We start from the raw sequence: 16,645 nt of genomic DNA, 5'->3' as shown, positions 1-16,645 counted from the left end.
CGGGCCGAACCGTGGAGGGAGCGAACCTCGGCGAGCCGCCGGGCGCGAGGCGATCCCTGGCCGAAATGCTGCCGGGAGCGCGCTTCGCTAGACTGGGGAAGTATCTGCCTAAGCTGCAAAGGAAGGGGCTGAAATGCCCGCAGTACTGATCACCGGAGCCCAGTGGGGCGATGAGGGCAAGGGTCGCGCGACCGATCTGCTCGGAAGTCGCGTCGATTACGTCGTCAAGTTCAACGGCGGCAACAACGCCGGCCACACGGTCGTGGTGGGCGAAGAGAAGTACGCGCTGCACCTGCTGCCCTCGGGCATTCTGACCCCGGGCGTCGTGCCGGTCATCTCGAACGGCGTCGTCATCGACCTCGGCGTGCTGAAGCAGGAGCTCGACGCGCTGTCGAGCCGCGGCGTCGACGTCTCGCGCCTCAAGGTCAGCGCCAACGCGCACGTCATCACGGCCTACCATCGCACGCTCGACAAGGTGACCGAGCGGTTCCTCGGCAAGCGGCAGATCGGCACCACGGGGCGAGGGATCGGCCCCGCCTACGCCGACAAGATCAACCGTGTCGGCATTCGCATTCAGGATCTCTTCGACGAGAGCATTCTGCGGCAGAAGGTCGAGGCCGCGCTCGAGTTCAAGAACCAGGTGCTCGTCAAGATCTACAACCGTCGCGCCATCGAGGCCGACGAGGTGATCACCGATCTCATGGGCTACCGCGAGATGCTCGAGCCGATGGTCTGCGACACCGGCCTGCTGCTGCACGAGGCGATGCAGAACGAGAAGACGGTGCTCTTCGAAGCCGGCCAGGCGACCATGCTCGACATCGACCACGGCACCTACCCGTTCGTGACCTCGTCGAACGCGACCGCGGGCGGCGCATCGACCGGTTCGGGCCTGCCGCCGCACCAGATCGACCGCGTCATCTCGGTCGTCAAGGCCTACACGACCCGCGTCGGCGCGGGCCCCTTCCCGACCGAGCTGTTCGACGAGATGGGCGAGCGCCTGGCGACCGTCGGCCACGAGTACGGCACGACGACCGGGCGCCTGCGTCGCTGCGGCTGGTACGACGCCCCGATCGCGCGCTACGCCGCGCGCATCAACGGCGTGACCGACTTCGTGCTCACGAAGCTCGACGTGCTGTCCGGCCTCGAGACGATCCCCGTGTGCGTCGCCTACGACGTGAACGGCGTGCGCCACGACGAGATGCCGGTGAACCAGAGCGACTTCCACCACGCGAAGCCCATCTACGAGGAGTTCCCGGGCTGGACCGAGGACATCTCGGGCGCCCGCACCTTCGAGGATCTGCCGAAGAACGCGCAGGACTACATCCGCACGCTCGAGGCGATGAGCGGATCGCGCATTTCGGCCGTCGGCGTCGGCCCCGAGCGCGAACAGGTCGTGGTGCTGCACGACCTGGTGGGGTGATGCGATGAGCGAAGCGACCCCGCAGCAGCGCCTCGAGAGCCTCCGAGCGAGCATCGACAACATCGATGCGGCGCTCGTGCACATGCTGGCGGAGCGCTTCCGCTGCACGCAGGAGGTCGGGCGGCTGAAGGCCGAGCACGAGATGCCGGCCTCCGACCCCGCCCGCGAGGCGCGGCAGACCGCGCGCCTGCGCAGCCTCGCCGAAGACGCGCACCTCGACCCCGAGTTCGCCGAGAAGTGGTTCAACTTCGTGGTCGCCGAGGTGATTCAGCACCACATCGAGATCGCCGCCGAGAAGTAGCGTTCTCGCCACCGCCGGGCCGCCCGCCTTGCGCATTATTCGAACATGTGTTCGAATAATCGCATGAGGTGGAGCGGTCAGTCGGCGCGCGGTGCGGCGGATGGTGCCGGGCCGTCGGCGCTGCCGGCGCTGCCCGGGCTCGAGCTCGGCGAGGTCGCCGCCGTTCCCGGGCATCTGCGCACCGTTCGGGTGCCCGAGTTCGAGGGCATCGCCTTCCACGAGGTGATCGCGAAGAGCGCGCTCAACCGCGTACCGGGCGCTTCGTCGATGCCGTTCTCGTGGACCATCAACCCGTATCGCGGCTGCTCCCATGCATGCCGCTACTGTTTCGCTCGAGGATCGCACCGCTACCTCGAACTCGACACCGGTCGCGGCTTCGACTCGCAGATCGTGGTCAAGGTGAACGTCTCCGAGGTGCTCGGCCGTGAGCTCGCGCGGCCGAGCTGGCGGCGCGAGACGGTCGCCCTCGGCACCAACACCGACCCGTACCAGCGGGCGGAGGGGCGCTACCGCCTCATGCCCGGCATCATCGACGCCTTGGCGCGAGCCTCGACGCCGATGTCGATTCTCACGAAGGGCACGCTGCTGCGGCGCGATCTGCCGGCGCTCGTCGATGCATCGAAGCGCGCCCCGGTCGATATCGCGATGTCGATCGCGATCGGCGACCCCGAGCTGCAGCAGGCGATCGAGCCCGGCACCCCGACGACGGCCGCGCGGCTCGCGACGATCGCGGCGGCGCGCGATGCGGGTTTCGAGCCCGAGGTGTTCGTGATGCCGGTGCTGCCGTACCTCACCGACTCGTCGGCGCAGCTCGACCGGTTGCTGCGCGACATCGCCGCGGCCGGGGCGCGCTCGGTCATCTACGGCCCGCTGCACCTGCGCACGCATGTGAAGCCGTGGTTCTTCGCGTGGCTCGAAGAGCGTTGCCCGGAGCTGCTGCCGCGCTACCGTGCGCTCTTCCCGGGGGCATCGAGCCGCGCCCCGCAGGCGTACCGGCTCGAGCTCGCGGGGCGCATCAGGCCGCTCATCCGCAAGCACGGGCTCGAGCGCCGCGGTGGGCGGCGGATCGCGGAATCGACCGGCGGCCCCGAGCGGGTGCCCGCGGCGGTGCCGGGCGAGCCGGCGCCGACCCTGTTCTGAAGCTGCGGGGCCGCGGCCGGTGCGAACGGCCCGTGTCAGGGAACCGGTGTCTGCCTCGACGGCATTCCCATAATCCGTATCGCATCGTCCCTGTGTCCGTAATTTTTGCGTCATCTCTCAGTAGCGGTTAGGATCGCATTGGGGATTCATCGGGGGTGCTGAAGCATCGCTCGAATTGAGCATGGTCTTGGGGGAGATCGCTCGACGCCTCATCTCTGCCGAGGTCTGCACCTGCGACTTCGCGTTCATGGACCATCAGGGGAGTTCTTCGCACATGCGTAGCAACGTTGGGGAGCGCACTTCGTGGCGCCCGAAAGCCAGGAAAGCAATAGCGGTCATCGCCGCCTTCGCGCTGAGCATCGGCACGGTCGCGCTCGGTTCGACCGCTGCGAGCGCAGGGCCGAGTTCGGTGCTGCAGCTCGTCAAGAAGGTGGACGGGCAGGATGCCGTCCGCGACCTGACGCCGGGCACGATCGTGACCTACTCGGTGAACTTCAGCGTCGAGAATCAGAGCGTGGTGGCCCCGGTGACGGTGACCGATGTGCTTCCTGCCGCATTCGAAGGCTGGGAGATCCTCGGTCTCTCGGCGACCGTGAACGGTAGCCCGAACGATGTCTCGACGGTGCTCCCCGGCGTTACCGATGGCGGCGGGAACGCAGGCACCATCGGTGCAGGCGTCGAGAACCGCATGATCACAGTCGGTGTGAATCGTGCAGTCGACGGCATCATCGGCATGTCGGCAGATGATCAGGGCGTGCTCACCTACCAGATCAAGATTCCGGAAGACCTGTCCCCGGACTGGGAGTGGAACAACGCGGACCTGGTCAATACCGCGGTGTTCGAGGCCGACGGCAACGAGGCCATCACGCAGACCGATGACGCCACGATCTCGGTCGCTGTGCCCGTCGTCGTCGACGTCACGCCGTCCAAAGCCTGGAGCCCGGCGGAGCAGGGCTTCCAGATCGGCGCGCCTTCGCAGGTCACGATCGGCGGTACGCAGTCCTCGAACGTGAACGCCACGAGCCTTTCCCTGCAAGACCCCGCCGACCCCACGGCGGCCCCCGACGGCGCGACCTCGCTCGACGCCGCGAATCCCTTCAACTACGTCGACTTCGCCGGTTTCGCGGACCCGGAAGACCCGACCACGAACCTGCCCGCCGGGGCCGAATCGGCAACCGTCGAGGTCTACCACTGGAACGGCACGAGCTGGAACTGGACTCCCTGGGTCGACACGATGACGCCGAGCGATATCGCCGGTGTGCGCACCACCTACACGGGCGATCTCGCTCCGGGCACCGCCGTCTCGCAGAGCTTCGACGTCGAGCAGCGCGGCACGCACCGCACCACCGAGGGCAAGATCTCAGAGGGCTACACGGCCGAGAACGATGTGCGCGCCACGGTCGTGGTCGACGGTCAGCCCCCGGTTTCGAAGGATGCCGAAGCGAACCTCGTCGTCGGCCCCGAGCAGATCGAGGTCGAAGCGGGCAAGTCGTTCCTCGACGCCTCCGGCAATGAACTGACCTCGCTCACCGCGGTCGGCGGCGACACCGTCGGCGTCGTGCTCCACGCCCGCAACAAGAACGTGCCCGCGAGCACCTCGCTCGACTCGCTGACCGTGCGCGAACCGGCCGACGGCGCCGACGCCGAGTACTTCTCCGATGACCTGGCGTTCGCGGGCTTCGACAATACGAACCCGGACGCCGCCTGGCCGAATGGTGCGACCGAGGCGACCGTCACCTGGATCCTGCCGAACGGCGACCGACAGACGCTGCCGGTCATCACCGCCGGTTCGCCGCTGCCCGCCGCACCCGGTGCGATCACGGGCTTCGAGATCGAATACACCAGCACGACCGGCATCGAGCCCGGCGCGCTCGCCGACATCCGCTACTCGATCAAGACGAGCGAGAACCTCGGCGAGGCGAATGCGCCCGCCGGTCCGTTCAAGAACGTCGTCGACGTCACGGGCGAGCGCAACGGCCTCGACCCCGTCGCCGATGACGCCGAGGCGCACCTCACCGTCGTCGCGCCCGCCATCGATGTCGTCATCGACAAGCGCGTCAGCCCGAGCATCGTCGAGCCCGGTGACGACGTCATCGTGCAGCTGCCGACGACGGCCACCGCCTCGGGCAGCCAGACCAAGCCGACTAAGATCGTCGTCACCGACGAGATCCAGGGCGCAGGCACCTTCTGGGATGCCTACGACCTCACCGAGATCGTCGCACCCGTGCAGGTGCCGGCCGGTGGCACCCTCGTCATCCAGCTGCGCGATGCCGACGGAGGTTGGACCGACTTCGAGACGCTCACGACCGATTCGGCCGTGAACATCCCGGTGCCCGGCGGCGCTGATGTCACCGGTGTGCGGTATGTCTACACCAACCCGAACGGCTTCCCGACCTCGACCAATGTGAAGCCGAACCTCCGATTCGAGGCCCGCGACACCTTGCGTCTGAGCGATGCTCCGACGGCGCCGGTCGACGAGAAAGACCCGCTCAAGGCGACGCCGTACGAGAACACGGCGACCGCCGACGGCACCGGCACCCTGGGCGACCGCGTCGTCACGGATGACGATGAGGCAACCGCGACCGGCAGCATTCGACCCGATGAGGCGTTCGGCCCCGGCCCGCTCTGGGCCGACAAGAACTGGCTGAAGCCCGATCTGCTCACATCTCAGTCGGGTGCGACCGCGAGTTCGCAGCAGCGCTGGGCGCTGACCGCGCCCGGCTACGAGAGCGTCGTGCTCACCGACCCGAACAACCCGACCGCGGACGGCGTCGGCACCGTGTTCGAGGCGTTCGATCTGCGAGGAGTAAAGGCGATCACTCTGGCGCAGGATCCCGCCCTGCAGTGGGATTCGATCACCGCGGTCGAGCTCTACAACGGCACGGAATGGGTTGCCGTCACGGCGCCGACGAACGGCTGGATGGGGTCGAACGGCTTCGTCGGGTACACGCTGGATGCGAACCAGCGCGGCTGGGCGCTCGGCATCCGCCTGACCGTCGAGGAGAACGCGCAGTCGCGCGCCGCCGCTGCCGCCCCCGAGGTCGGCGACATCGGAGCCCCCGCAGTGGGGTCGGGCGTCTCCGCCTCGGCAGCGATTCGCGGGTACACCCTCGACTGGCAGCTGCGCGACCGCGCACGCGGCACGGCTCAGGAATCGCCGAAGTGGGTCACCTCCAACGCGAGCTTCAACTGCGGTGCCGCGCCCGGCGACTTCGGCTGCATCGATAACGTCTTCCGGGCCGAGGCGAACCCGTTGGGCGGTGGCGCTCCCGCTGTCGATACCGATAACGATCAGATCAACCTGATCGACGGCACGCCGAACGTAAGCCTCGAGAAGTCCGTGACGAAGGGTGCGCTCGTCGCGCCGAACTACGGCGATCTCGATCCGGCCGACTACCCGACGACGCGGTACTCGCTCACCGCGAAGAACGCCTCCGAGAGCGAGGGCGGCGCGGCCGGCATCATGAAGCTGTCGCGCCTGCGCGTCACCGACGTCGCGAGCGCGACCTCGGGCAACAGCCTGATGGGGCAGAGCCCGTTCGCCGGTCGTGTCTTCTCGAACGAGGCTGCGACCAATCACTTCGATCAGTTCAATGTCACCGGCCTCAGCTTCGCTGCGCTGCCGGCGTACATCGACAAGACGCAGAGCACCGTCGAGCTGTGGCTCTACAACGACGGCCTCGGGGCGACGCAGAGCTTCTCGATCGCGCAGATCGAGGCCGGCGACGCAGGCGCACTGCTGGCCGACGTGATCGGTGTCTCGGTGACGTATCAGGGCACCTCGCCCGAGATCAACGGCAACCGCATCATCGCCGGCGATAAGTTCGTCATGAACATCGACGTGCAGCTGCGCGCCGAGAAGCGTGCGAGCGGCTCCCCCGTCACGGGCGGCCCCACGGGCTCCGCCGTGCGCGTCTCGAACGATGCCTTCGCCCTCGGCGAAGACCTCGTTGTGAACCCGGGCAGCCGCCCGACCAGCGGCGATGACGCGCACGTCGATCTCTCGCAGGCGCGCATCGAAGTGAAGCTCGCCAAGTCGATCGCCGTGACGAACACGCTGCCCGGCGCCGACAACGGCACGATCTACGAGGCCGACCCGCAGGCGCCGGCGACCGTCACGCTGAAGGCCACCCCCGGTAACTCGACGGCTCCGCTGCACGACCTGACGATCGAGGATCAGACGCCGGGCTTCTGGCAGAAGTTCCAGCTCGTCTCCTTCGGCCCAGCGGGTCTGCCGACGAGTGTCGACCGGACGACGCAGTACGTGCTCGTCGGCACCGACTGGGTCGAGTTCGGCGCCTTCACCGCCGACGGCGGCGGCCTCGCCGATGTCATCGGTGTACGCACCGTCTTCGACCGTGCTGACGGCAAGCTCTTCCCGCTCGGCGCCACCTCGTGGAGCTCGGGCTGGGGTTCGGCGACCATGCCGTTCACCGTGCAGCTGCGCGCCGACGCCGGCATCGACTGGCACGGCGAGGCCGCACCGGTCGAGAACTCGGCGACGACGATCGCGACGCGCACCGACACCGACACCGCAACCGACGGTGCCGATGCCGAGATCGATTTCTCGCAGGGCGAGCACAAGATCAAGGTGGAGAAGCGGGCGCCGAACGACACCGGAAACCATCAGGTCAACCCGTTGGATTCGCTCAAGTGGAAGCTGATCTTCACGAACACGGGCAACAGCCTGCTGCCCATCGAGACGGTCACCGACCAGCTGCCGACCACGCTCGTGTGGGACGGTGAGCAGCCGGGCTTCAGCTCGACGAGCGACGGCCTGACCGTCGATCCGGCTGTCATCGCCGTGGCGCTCTCCGATGACGGCCGAGAGCTCGGTTTCACCTGGCCCGAGGGTTCGACCATGAAGCCCGGCGAGGTCGTGACCATCGAACTCGGTTTGATTCTGCAGCCCGGTCTCACGACGGGCCAGCGCGCCACCAACGAGGTCGTCGTCGATACGGGCGAGCCGCTCGCGGCCTGCACGCAGCCGACGAAGAACGGGCAGGCGCCGAACGCTCCCGCCTCGAACGAGGAGTGCAGCAACACCAACTACGTGTCGCCGCTCGTCGGCACCTATGTGAACGGCATGAAGACCGTGAACGGAGAGATCGTCGAGACCGACGGCGAGTTCCTCGTCGACGGCGGGAGCCGCGTCGATCGCGCGACGAACCTGCCGACCGGTGAGGCCTGCTCCTCGAGCAGCTGGAGCGCCGACGGCTACACGCGCACGCCCTGCATCGCCTACACGGCGGTCGGTGCGACGGATAGCTGGAACCTCGATTACTTCAACATCGGCACCAACCCGCTGTCGAAGATGGTGATCGTCGACATGCTCCCCACTCCGGGCGACAACCTCCTCGCAGGCTACGGCTTCGAGCGCGGGTCGAACTTCCGACCCGTGATCGACTCCGCCTCGCTGCAGGTCGCGAAGATGCCGGCGGGCACTCAGGCGCTGATCGAGGTCACGACGAACGCTGAGGCCTGCTACAGCACGGGCTCGACGGCCCCGAACCGGTGGACCGACGACCCCACCTGCTCGAGCACCGCGAACCCGGCGAACGTGTGGACCTCGCTCGCCGACTATCTCGCCGGCGGCGGCTCCGACGCGGATATCGCGGGCATCCGCGTGACGCTCGACCTCGCAGCCACTCCGCTGGCACCGGGGCAGAACGTCATCGTGAACTTCGAGACGCAGAACCGCGTGATCGATCACGCCGAGGGCGGCCTGCAGCCGACGCTCGCCGACTACCAGGACGCACGCGTCGCCTGGAACCAGAGCGGCGTCATGGCCTGGGACATAACGGGAGCGCCGATCCCGCTGCCGAAGGCACCGCCGGTCGCCGGTGTGACGCTGAAGACCGCCGACCTCGTGGTCTCGAAGGACATCCTCGGCGATCCGCGCAACGCCCCCGAGTCGTTCCCGGTCGCGCTCAGCTGCACCGTGCCCGATGGCACGGGCGGCCGCACGGCCCTCGATCTCGGCGACTACGCGCTGCTGCAGGTTCCCGGAAACCTTCCCGGCACCGAGGCCGCCGAGCGCCAGTCGGTCGTGGTGCCGAACCTGCCGATCGGTGCGAACTGCGACGCCGTCGAGGTATCGAACCCCGAGAGCGGGCCCGTAGTGGGCGAGTTCGGCGAGATCGGCCGGTCGGTCGAGGCCTCGACCGGGGTCAACCCGAGCGAGGACGGTCTGTCGGCGGAGCTCCGCATCCGCGACAACGGCGCGGGTTCCGAGCCGGCGCAGGCGACGCTCCTCTCGTTCGCGAACACCTACGCGCTCGGTGACCTCGTCATCGAGAAGTCGGTGCGCAGCACGAGCGAGTACGACCTGACCTCTGAGCAGCGTGCGCAGAGCTTCGAGTTCCTCGTCGAGTGCGTGGCAGGCGAGACCGTCGATACTCGGAAGGCGACCGTGAAGGCCGGCGAACAGGAGGTCGTGACCGACCTGCCCGCGGGCGCCAAGTGCGCGATCACCGAGACCGACAGCAGTCATGCCGTCGAGACGACGGTGACGGTGGCGGGCGACACGACCGAAGGCGTCGAGCGCGAGGGCGTCGTGCTGAACGAGTCGGGCACGCATGTGCTGTTCACCAACGGGTTCGAGGGCCCGAAGCCCGTGGTTCCCGGTGAGAACGGTCAGTCGCTCGGTGAGTGGCTGTCGACCACCGGCGGCCGTTCGCTCGCCGGCCTCGGCATCGTCGCGCTGCTCGGCATTCTCGTCGGCGCGGGGCTGCTGATCCGGCGCCGTACGTCGACGGCAACGTCGAACGAGTAGCCGCACGAGCACGCGCACGGGCCCGGTCCGCTTCCTGAACGGAAGCAGGCCGGGCCCGTGCGTTCACGGCTGCGGTGACGCGCCGGCGGCAGAACCGTTCAGGCTCGCTACCGTGCGGCGCGGGCGACCGCGATCGCGTCGAGCACGCGGTGCCTCAAGGCGTTGCCGCGCTCGGTGAAGCCGCGCTGCAGACGGGCGTACTCGCGCTTGCCCTCGGCGGTCTCGACAGGGATCGCCTCGAGCACTGCTCCCGACGCCCCGCGGTAGGCGCTCACGTCGTACGGCGACGCCCGCATATCGACCTCGCGGATGTCGCGGGCGAAGACGAACGCGTCGAGCAGCAGCTCGCCCGGCACGATCGGGCCGAGCTTGCCGGCCCACTTGTAGAGGTCCATGCCGGCATGCAGGCATCCGGCCTGTTCGAGTTCGGCCTGGGTCCCGCGCGTCGGCTGCAGCGTGTTCAGCGGCCGGGCGGGCTCGGTGAAGAACCTGAAGGCATCGAAATGGGTGCATGAGATCGGGTGCGACTCGACGACCCGATCGGTGGCCGCCTGCCCGACGCGCAGCGGCAGCGAAGTGTGGCGCAGCTGTTCGGGCGTCATGCGATATACCATCGCCCACTCGTGCAGACCGAAGCAGCTGAAGCGCGGCGGCCGGTCCATGCTGCCGCGCAGCAGCGTCTCCACGTAGTCGACCGCCGCGCCGCGGCGCGCGAAGAAGTCGTCGAGGTCGAGCGTCAGCGATCCCTGACGATCGGCGGCCCGGTAGAACCGCCAGCCCTCGCGATCGGCGGCGTCTGCGAGCACGACGCCCGCGCCGGGATGCCAGCGGCGCAGTTCGCGCGGCTTCATCGGATAGTACGTCCACAGGAAGTCCTGGACCGGATGCCGCTCGCCGCGGTGGCGGCGCTCGCGGTGCTCGACCGCGAGGGCATCGGCGCGCGCCTGATGCGCGGCTTCCGCGGCCCGCCATTCGGGCGCGGCGGATCGCCGGATCGGGGACGAACGGTGGGGCATCCGGCGAGTGTATCTCCTCGCCGATTGGGTTATTCTCAATGCGGGGGATCGGTCAGGGCGCCGCGCGCACCGCGCGCGGAGAACGGCGTCCCGTGTATAGGGGAGACTCGGGTCACTGTGGATGTATTGCACCCTGCCTCGACGGGCGACTTCGACCGTGCAGAGCCGTTGGCCCGAATCGTCGGTCGCATCGAGGCCGCATTCGTCGCGCGCGAGTACTCGCTCGTCGGCGAACTCATCGAACGGAATCTGCTCGCCGCCTGGTTCGGCATCGAACCCCACCGGTTCGCCGAGATCGTGGCCGCCCTGCTCGAGCGCGGCGATGCGGTCGGCCCGACGCTCCGCGCCCTGAGCGCCATCATGCTTACCGACCCGAACGCGCCACGGCCCGCGGCGCCCGACGCCGGCGCCGGTGCGCCGGAGGCCGAGTCGCCGGAGGCCGTCGCCGTCGTCGAGAACCTGACCGCCGCGGGCCTCATGTTCAGTCTGCGGCTGGAGGGCCGCATGACCGAGGCGTTCGCCGGGGCCGAGACACTGCTCACCCGGAAGACCCCGATGCGCCCGGTGTACGACTGGAACCGCGGCTGGGCGCTCTTCAGCTCGGTGCAGTACGGTCTGACCGCAATGCTCGCGGGCCGATTCGCCGAGGCGCTCGTGAGCTTCACGAACGCCCGCATGCACGGACGCGTGCCCGCCCTGCACTTTCTGACCCGCGACGCGTGCGTGCGCGCCGCGGTCATCGAAGCGCTCTACGGCGACGTCGTGAAGGCCCGGGCGCTGCTCGAGGAGGCGGAGAGCATCCCTCGCACCTCGAGTTGGGTCGAACCTGAACTCGATGCGTTGTACGCGCTTGCCGATGCGCTCGTGCGGGCGCCCGCGGCGGAGGCGCTCGCCCGTATCGATGCGGTGACGCTCAGCAGCCTCGGCGAGAGCTGGCCGTTCTACTTCGCCGCGCTGCAGTACGCGCTGCAGCGCGCGAGCAATCTCCCCGAAGCCGTGCGGCGGGCCGCGGTCTTCGCCCAACTGCCGCTGCCGGTCGTTGCCGGCGACGGGTACGCGGGCAGCATCCAAGCGATCTGCTCGGCGGTGACCTCGGCAGCGCAGGGGGATCTCGGCGAGGCGCGAGCGCAGATCGAGAGCGCCGACCGGTCGCTGCACCTCACCCGGCTCGTGCTCGCCCTGATCGAGATGGCGTCCGGCCGATTCGACGAGGCGCTGCGCATCGGGCTCAACCTCCGCGAAGCGACCGCTGGCCTCAGGCGCCTCGAAGTCTGGCGCCGCGCGACGGTCGCCGAATGCTACTGGGCGTTGGGGGAGGAGGAAGCGTGCGCCGCGATCATCGCGCTGGTGCTCGCCGAACCCGATGCGATCCGCGCCGATGAGATCCCGTACTTCTCACGCGGCCTGCGCGATTTCGCACGACAGCGCTTCCCGGCATGGCCCTCCGCAGACGATACGGTCGCACCCCAGTTCGTGTTCATCGGCGAGGGCCAGGAGAACCTCACCGACCGGGAGCTCGAATCGTTGCGACTGCTCGCGCAGGGGCTGTCGCGCGAGCAGATCGCCAAAGCGCAGTTCATTTCGATCAACACGGTGAAGGGCAACCTCGGTTCGCTCTACCGCAAGCTCGGCGTCGGGTCGCGCGCTGCCGCGGTCACGGCCGGCGAGCAGCGCGGCCTCCTCTGATCGGCAGCGGATACCGCCCGACCCGCTTCCGAACTTTCACCCCCGGAACCACCCTTTTTTGCGAGCGTGCGGCGCATAGCGATCCTAAAGTGAGAACGTGGCCGCTGTATGCCGAGACCACTGCAGAGGTCGTGAGCCGCTGCGACGTCTCGCTGGAGCTGCCGTAGGCCTGCGGATAGTCGCATGCGCGACACGATCCCCCCATTGCGAAGCGTATGCGACTGTCCCCGGGCCTACGGCCGGTGGCGACTCTTCGGCCGGCGACGGAGCCGGCGGGCGCAGCTAGTGCCCGCGCAGCCGCTCGAGGTCGCGGCGATCCTTCTTCGTCGGACGGCCCGAGCCCGGGTCGCGGATGACCGCGGCCGGCCGCTCGACGCGGGGCGGCGGCGGGGGCGTGAGATCTTCGAAATACTTCGCCGCCTCGGTCGCGCTGCCGCGTCGCGCAGCGAGGCCGATCACGCGGTAGATGCGCTCCTGCTCGTGCAGGCGGGCACGTACCGTGTCGCCGACGCGCACGGCCTGGGCGGCCTTCGCGGGCTTGTCGTTCACCCGAATATGCCCGGCGCGGCATGCGGTGGTGGCCTGGCTGCGGGTCTTCGCCAATCGCACGGCCCACACCCACGCGTCGAGGCGCACGGAATCGGATGTCATGGCATCGATCGTACGGGAAAGCGGCGGGCGGGGCGGGCAGAATGGGAGGCATGCGCGAGGAGTACGAGACCGTCGACGGGCAGACCGACACCGAGATCGAGATCTCGCGCTCCCGCTTTCTCACCCGGCTCGTGCGGGCCGAGAGCGAGGAGGCGGCGCGCGAGGCGATCGCCGAGGTGCGCGGCGAGCATCCGCGGGCCCGCCACCACTGCTCGGCATTCGTACTCGGCCCCGACGGGCGCGTGCAGCGCTCGAGCGACGACGGCGAACCGAGCGGCACGGCCGGCGCCCCCATGCTCGACGCCCTCGTCTCGGCGGGGCTCAGCGATGTCGTCGCCGTCGTGACCCGGTACTTCGGCGGAGTGCTGCTCGGGGCGGGCGGTCTCACCCGTGCCTACCGCGGCGCGGTCGCGGAGGCCGTGCTGCAGGCCCGGCGCGTGCGGCGCGGGCTGCGGCGCGACGTGGTCGTCGTCTGCTCCTACGAGGTCGCGGGGTCGATCGAGGCGGAGGCCCGCCGCCGCGGGTACGCAGTCGGCGAGGCGGAGTACAGCGACCGCGTCGCGCAGCATTTCGCGGTCGCTGAGGACGAGGTCGCCGCGCTCGCGTCGCTCGCCGCCGAGGCGAGCGCCGGGACCGCGGAGGTGCGCGCCGGCGCATCGGCGTACGTCGACCTCTGAGCCGCGCCCGGCGATCCCTCGCGATCCCTGACGAGACAGGCGCGCGTGAAGCACCCCGGTGCGCCCGCAGCGCCCCGGTGCGCCCGAAGCGCCCCCGAGACGCCTGCATGTGCCGCGGCCCAGCTCGAAGTCGCAGGCGCGCGATACGCTTGCTGGGTGGGCTATTGGGATGAGATCGTCGGTCAACCGGAGGCCGTGCGCACGCTGCAGCAGGCCGCCGCGCCCGGAGCCGTACCCGCCCATGCGTGGCTGATCACCGGCCCGCCCGGGTCGGGCCGCTCGAACATCGCGTACCGCTTCGCCGCCGCGCTCATCGCACGCGACGAGCGCACCCTCGACCACGTGTTCTCGCAGGTCAGCGGGCGCACGCACCCCGACCTCGGCGTGCTCACCACCCAGGCCGCGATCATCAAGATCGATGCGGCCCGCGAAGTCGTCGCGAGCTCGTACTATTCGCCCGCCGAGGGCCGCTACCGCGTCATCGTCATCGAAGACGCCGACCGCATGACCGAGACCACCTCGAACGTGCTGCTGAAAGCGCTCGAAGAGCCGCCCGAGCGCACGGTCTGGGTGCTCTGCGCCCCGAGCGAGGCCGATCTGCTGCCGACGATCCGCTCGCGCACGCGCGCCCTGCGGCTCGTGACGCCGCAGCCCGCCGAGATCGCGCGCCTGCTCGCCGAGCGCGACGGCATCGACCTCGAACTCGCCGAGCGCGCTGCGCGCCTCGCGCAGAGCCACATCGGCATGGCCCGACGTCTCGCCGGCAACGCCGAAGCGCTGCAGCGCCGCGAGCAGACCCTCGACACCGCGCTCTCGATCGAGACGCTCGGCGACGCGATGGCCGCCTCCGCCCGGCTCGTGAAGCTGGCGGAGGCCGATGCGGCGGCCATCACCGAGCAGCTCGACGCCCGCGAACGCGAGGAGGCGATGCGCAGTCTCGGCATCGCCGCGGGGGCCGCGATCCCGCCGCAGATGCGCGCCCAGATGCGCGCGCTCGAAGAAGACCAGAAGCGGCGCGCCAAGCGCAGCCTCGTCGACGGCCTCGACCGCATCCTCACCGACCTGCTCTCGCTGTACCGCGACGTGCTGCTCACCGCGATGTTCGCGGGCGAAGGCGCTGACGGCGCCTCGAACGCGCACTCCGACCGCCCCGACCTCGTGAACAGCGAGCGTGCCGCCCGCATCGACGAGCTCGCCGAGCGCTGGGGGGCCGAGCGCGCCCTCGCCGCCGTCACCGCGATCGAGACCGCGCGCGACCGGCTGCTGCGCGCCATCACCCCGGGGCTCGTGATGGAGGCGCTGCTCGCCGCGATCGCGACGGGATCGGCCGCGTCGAAGACCGAGCCGGGAGTGCGCGCGTGACCGCCGCCGTGCGGGCCCGCCGCGTCGGGGCCGTCGCGCTGCTCGCGCTGGCCCTCGCAGCCGCCCCGGCACTCGGCGGCTGCGCCGCCCTCACCGGCCTGTTCTCGCAGACGCCGCACGTGAAGCCCGAACCGATTCTGCCGGCCGCGCCCGAAGCGACCCTCGACGGATTCCAGAGCCAGCAGCCGGTCTGGCAGGCCTGCGGCGACCGCCTCGAGTGCGCCGACGTGTACGCGCCGCTCGATTGGGGCGACCTCTCGGGCGAGCGCATCACCCTGCATATGGTGAAGCACGTCGCGAAGAGCAAGCAGCCCCAGGGCTCGCTGTTCGTGAACCCCGGCGGGCCCGGCGCTTCGGGCGCCGACTACGTCTGGAACGGCGCCGAGTACGCGGCGCAGCCCGCGGTGCTCGACGACTACGACCTGATCGGGTGGGACCCCCGCGGCGTCGGCAGCTCGAGCGCGGTCTCGTGCCTCGACGCGGCCGGGCTCGACGACTACCTCTTCGGGCTCGGCGATGCGGCCGATGCCGCCCTCGAAGCCGGCAGCGACGCCTGGATCGACGCGGCATACGCCGAATCCGAGGAATTCGGGCAGGCCTGCGCCGAGAACACCGGCGCCCTGCTCGGGCACGTCGACACGGCGGCGACGGTGCAAGACCTCGACCTGTTGCGCGCGATCGTGGGCGACCCGCAGCTGAACTACCTCGGCTATTCGTACGGCACCTACATCGGGGCCCGATACGCCGACGCCTACCCCGACAAAGTCGGGCGCATGGTGCTCGACGGCGCGATGGACCCGACGACCACCGAGTACGAGGTCGTGAAAGAGCAGACGCGCGGCTTCGAGCAGGCGCTCGAGGCCTACCTCGCAGATTGCCTGAAGCGCTCCGATTGCCCGTTCACGGGCCCGGTCTCGCGCGGCATGCAGCAGATCGGTGCGCAGCTCGACAAGGTCGACGAGACTCCGCTGCAGGGCACCGACGGCCGCTGGCTCAGCAGCGGCACGATGCTCACCGCCATCATCACCCCGCTCTACGCGCAGAGCAACTGGGGCTACCTCGACGACCTCTTCACGAGCGTGAACGAGGGCGACGCCGACGTCGGGCTGATGCTCGCCGACTTCTACTACAGTCGCGAGAACGGCCGCTACCTCGATAACTCGACCGAGGCGTTCATGGCGATCAACTGCCTCGACTATCCGAGCGGCATGGACCGCGACCTGATGCGCGAACAGGCTGCCGAACTCGCCGAGCTGGCCCCGACGATCGGGCGGTTCCAGGGCTACGGCGACATCGGCTGCGCGGCGTGGCCGGTCTCGGGCGTCGAGTCGCGCGACGGCGTCACGGCGGCGGGCGCAGGCCCCATTCTCGTCGTCGGCACGACCGGAGACCCGGCGACCCCGTACCGCTGGGCGCAGTCGCTCGCCGGGCAGCTCGAGAGCGGCGTGCTCGTCACCTACAACGGCGAGGGGCACACCGCCTACGGCGACAACGACTGCATCGACCGGGTCGTCGACGCCTACTTCGTGCAGAGCGAGGTGCCGTCGCGCGACCCGCAGTGCGCGGCGGGCTGAGCGCGGCGGGCTGAGCGCCGCGGGCCGTTCGCGGTTCGTGCCG

The 16,645-nt window shown here is 69.6% G+C and carries 10 protein-coding genes; 8 read left to right on the top strand and 2 right to left on the bottom strand.

Translation table 11 applies throughout. The features are described 5' to 3' along the window. Window positions 1-133 precede the first annotated feature (133 nt). The 4 genes from NHL51_RS03835 to NHL51_RS03820 all read left to right on the top strand — a co-directional run bounded on the left by NHL51_RS03835 (window position 134) and on the right by NHL51_RS03820 (window position 9,636). Window positions 134-1,420, top strand: a complete 1,287-nt coding sequence (locus NHL51_RS03835) for an adenylosuccinate synthase (protein WP_434141844.1) — start codon at window positions 134-136, stop codon at window positions 1,418-1,420. 4 nt (window positions 1,421-1,424) lie between these two features. Beyond that, window positions 1,425-1,721, top strand: coding sequence for a chorismate mutase (locus tag NHL51_RS03830; RefSeq protein WP_434141843.1), 297 nt, complete (start codon window positions 1,425-1,427; stop codon window positions 1,719-1,721). 63 nt (window positions 1,722-1,784) lie between these two features. Continuing rightward, window positions 1,785-2,861 (top strand): Rv2578c family radical SAM protein, encoded by a 1,077-nt coding sequence (locus NHL51_RS03825; RefSeq protein WP_434141842.1) that lies wholly within the window; start codon window positions 1,785-1,787, stop codon window positions 2,859-2,861. 181 nt (window positions 2,862-3,042) lie between these two features. Beyond that, entirely contained in the window at window positions 3,043-9,636 is a 6,594-nt protein-coding gene (locus NHL51_RS03820; protein ID WP_434142195.1) for a DUF5979 domain-containing protein, read from the top strand. A 107-nt stretch (window positions 9,637-9,743) separates the two neighbouring features. On the opposite strand, the gene NHL51_RS03815 is transcribed toward NHL51_RS03820, so the two are convergent. Then, the gene (locus tag NHL51_RS03815; RefSeq protein WP_434141841.1) at window positions 9,744-10,652 is read right to left on the bottom strand and encodes a 3-methyladenine DNA glycosylase; all 909 of its coding nucleotides are present in this window, start codon (window positions 10,650-10,652) and stop codon (window positions 9,744-9,746) included. Window positions 10,653-10,769: 117 nt separating this feature from the next. Between NHL51_RS03815 and NHL51_RS03810 the strand changes: the two genes are divergently transcribed. Next, on the top strand, window positions 10,770-12,338 hold the full coding sequence (locus NHL51_RS03810; RefSeq protein ID WP_434141840.1) for a LuxR C-terminal-related transcriptional regulator: 1,569 nt from the start codon (window positions 10,770-10,772) through the stop codon (window positions 12,336-12,338). Between the two features lie 282 nt (window positions 12,339-12,620). Here the strand turns inward: NHL51_RS03810 and NHL51_RS03805 are convergent, their stop codons facing one another. Then, window positions 12,621-12,989 (bottom strand): RNA-binding S4 domain-containing protein, encoded by a 369-nt coding sequence (locus NHL51_RS03805; protein WP_434141839.1) that lies wholly within the window; start codon window positions 12,987-12,989, stop codon window positions 12,621-12,623. Window positions 12,990-13,039: 50 nt separating this feature from the next. On the opposite strand from NHL51_RS03805, the gene NHL51_RS03800 reads away from it, so the two are divergent. From NHL51_RS03800 to NHL51_RS03790, 3 genes are all read left to right on the top strand, one after another. After that, window positions 13,040-13,666, top strand: a complete 627-nt coding sequence (locus tag NHL51_RS03800; RefSeq protein ID WP_434141838.1) for a YigZ family protein — start codon at window positions 13,040-13,042, stop codon at window positions 13,664-13,666. Window positions 13,667-13,822: 156 nt separating this feature from the next. Then, complete coding sequence (locus NHL51_RS03795; RefSeq protein ID WP_434141837.1) at window positions 13,823-15,028, top strand: DNA polymerase III subunit delta'; 1,206 nt, start codon at window positions 13,823-13,825, stop codon at window positions 15,026-15,028. Then, complete coding sequence (locus NHL51_RS03790; RefSeq protein ID WP_434141836.1) at window positions 15,025-16,602, top strand: alpha/beta hydrolase; 1,578 nt, start codon at window positions 15,025-15,027, stop codon at window positions 16,600-16,602. Before NHL51_RS03795 ends, NHL51_RS03790 begins: the two co-directional genes overlap by 4 nt. Window positions 16,603-16,645 lie beyond the last annotated feature (43 nt).

Origin of the sequence: Leucobacter sp. gxy201, assembly GCF_051043335.1 — a bacterium.
GTDB lineage: Bacteria > Actinomycetota > Actinomycetes > Actinomycetales > Microbacteriaceae > Leucobacter.
Note: the sequence above shows the minus strand (reverse complement) of the source record. Positions and strands in the feature narration are given on the sequence as shown.